Origin of the sequence: Bordetella petrii (genome assembly GCF_020991325.1) — a bacterium.
Taxonomy (GTDB): Bacteria; Pseudomonadota; Gammaproteobacteria; order Burkholderiales; family Burkholderiaceae_B; genus Bordetella_A; species Bordetella_A petrii_E.
Genome location: NZ_JAJMLX010000417.1, coordinates 1 through 2,709, shown reverse-complemented (window position 1 = coordinate 2,709; position 2,709 = coordinate 1). Strand labels below are relative to the sequence as shown.

At 69.2% G+C, this 2,709-nt stretch carries 2 protein-coding genes and 1 pseudogene; all 3 read left to right on the top strand.

Annotated elements, in window-relative coordinates:
• A partial coding sequence (cpaB, locus tag LPZ50_RS23920) for a Flp pilus assembly protein CpaB (protein ID WP_230665340.1) occupies positions 1 to 872 on the top strand: 872 nt, incomplete at its 5' end.
• Between the two features lie 50 nt (positions 873 to 922).
• Positions 923 to 2,311 carry a type II and III secretion system protein family protein gene (locus LPZ50_RS23915; RefSeq protein WP_419195636.1) on the top strand — a complete coding sequence of 463 codons (1,389 nt, stop codon included), beginning with the start codon at positions 923 to 925 and terminating at the stop codon, positions 2,309 to 2,311.
• 5 nt (positions 2,312 to 2,316) lie between these two features.
• Positions 2,317 to 2,709, top strand: a pseudogene (locus LPZ50_RS23910) (pilus assembly protein CpaE); the annotation flags it as partial.

Here is a 2,709-nt window from a genome sequence, read left to right as displayed (position 1 = left end):
CCACCAGGTCTTCCGCCCCGGCGCCGGTGGCCTCCGCCCCTGCGCCCACGCAACCGGCGGTGCCGCAGGCGACGCATCCAGTGGTGCTAGCCGGCCAGGCACTGCAGGCCGGCACCCGGCTGGACGCCGGTATGCTGAAAGTGCAGCAATGGCCGGTGGCGCTGACCGGGGGCTATGCCAAGGCGGAAGACCTGGTGGGCGAAGTGGCGCGCCTGGATATTGCCGCGGGCGAGCCGGTTACCCGCCAGATGCTGGCCCAGGGCCTGGCCAAACAGCTGCATGAAGGCGAACGCGCGGTGGCGGTGCCCGTGGACGAAATCGTCGGCGCGGGCAACCGCGTCATGCCCGGCGACATGGTGGATGTGTTCTTCTCGCTGGCCAAAGGCCAGGAAGTGCAGGGCAGCCAGGTACGCCTGCTGCAGTCGCGCGTGCGGGTGCTGGCTTATGGCGTGCAATCCATAGACGGCCCTCCCGTGGAAACCGACAAGCCCGCGGTGCAGCGGCCCGCGGCCGCTCCGCCGGCCCGCTCGGCCCTGCTGGCCGTGCCGGTGGACCGTGTGAACGAACTGCTGCTGGCCAGCCGATCCGGCCACCTGCAATTGGCACTGCGCGCGCCCGATGACGAAACCGTGCCCGACCTGAATTTGTTCCAGCCGCGCCAGCCGGTCATGACAGCCCGAGCCGGCTTGTCGCCCGAAGAGCGGGCCGCCCTGGCCGAAGGCGCCAACCGCGCTTTCGCGGGCGACAGCCTGGCACAGCTGGACGGCCCGGCGCCGCAGCAGGTCAAGCGCGCCGCCGGCGGTTCGGGCGGCGGTTCAGGGCGTTCCATCGAGATCCTGCGCGGCGACAGCGCACAGCGCGTGCGCTATTGAAGGTGCCTGTCCCGATGACCCGCGACCCCTTGTTTCCTATGTCGATTCGGATGAAACCCAGTATGCGCGCTTCTTTGATCTGCACCGCGCTGGCCCTGGCCGGTGTTCTCTACGGCGCACCAGCGGCAGGCCAGGCCCAGGCGGCCCAGCCAGGCCAGGCAATCGCCGCTCCGCCCGCTGCCCGGGAAATCGCTCTGCCCGTGAAGGGGCAGGAATTGCTGCCGCTGCCGGGCACCCCCACGCGCATCGCGGTGGCCGATCCGGACGTGGCTGATGTGAAGATCCTGCCGGCCGCCGCGGGCCGGCCGGCGGCCGTCATGCTGATCGGCAAAAAGGCCGGCACTACCCAGGTACAGGTATGGGCGCGCGACAGCCGCCAGCCTATGGCCTGGACGGTGCGCGTCATGACGCCGGTGCAGGCCGAACTGGCCCGCCGCGGCCAGGCGGGCGGCGCCAACGTGGATGTCGCGGGCGCGCATGCGGTGGTGTCGGGCCAGGCTGCCTCGCCCCTGTCGCATCAGGGCTCGGTGGCCGCGGCTGCTTCGGCGGTGGGCGAGAAGAACGTGGTCGACGTGGCCACGGCTGGTACTGGCGGTGTGGTGCAGGTGGAAGTCAAGGTGGTCGAGGTCTCGCGCTCGGTGATGAAGCAGGTGGGCCTGTCCATGACGGGCAACACCGGGGGCTGGGGATTCGGCGTGCGCACCTCGCCCGACGGTTTCAGCGTACCCGGCAATATCGCGGGCCGCGGCTTGCTTAGCGACGGCTTCAGCCTGCTGTTCGATTCCAACAATTTCGGCGCAACTTTGCGCCTGCTGCAGAACAACGGCATGGCGCGCATCCTGGCCGAGCCCACGCTGGTGGCGCTTAGCGGGCAAAGCGCCAGTTTCCTGGCGGGCGGCGAGATTCCGGTGCCCGAGGCGGGCGGCCTGGGAACGCAGAGCGTCACGTTCAAGCCCTTCGGTATCGGCCTCACGGTAACCCCCACGGTGCTGTCGCGCGAGCGCATCGCCTTGAAGGTGGCGCCCGAGGCCAGCGAGCTGGACTACGTGAACGGCATTCCCATCCTGAACGGCGAGACCGCCACGCTGATTCCCGCCTTGCGCACCCGCCGCGCCGACACCATGGTGGAGCTGGGCGACGGTGAAAGCTTCATCATCAGCGGGCTGGTGTCGCGTGAAACCAAGGCGTCGGTGAACAAGGTGCCGTTCCTGGGCGAGCTGCCCATCATCGGCGCGTTCTTCCGCGGCATCGAGTATTCGCAGGAAGAGCGTGAGCTGGTCATTGTGGTCACGCCGCGGCTGGTGCGGCCGATCGCGCGCGGGGTGGCGCTGCCGTTGCCGGGCGAACGGCAGGAGCGCGCCGACACCATGGCCAATGCCTGGGGTTACTACTTGATGGGGCCTGCCGGCGGCCAGCAGGTGCCAGGTTTTTCGCGGTGAAAGATATGAAGGCGTATTCCACGGAACTGACCGGGCTGCAAAGCGGCATCCGGTTTCTATTCTGCTCGCAGGGCGATGGGGTGGCGGGCCAGTTGGTCGAGGCGTTGGGAACGCTGGGCGTGCTGACCCAGGAGTGCCCGCCGGTAGACCAGTTGGGCCGGCGGCTGCTGGACATCGACCCCAAGATCATCTTCCTGGATTTCACGCTGTCCAGTAACGACCCCGGCAAACTGCTGCGCTCGGCCGACCTGGCCCGCACGCTGGCGCGCGTGGCGCCCAATATTCCCCGCGTGGCGGTGGGCCTGCTGGGCCAGCCCGAAGGCGCCATCGCCGCCTTGCGCGCGGGCGTGACGGACTTTGTCGATCCGTCGATCGCGCCGCACGAGGTGCGCGACGTG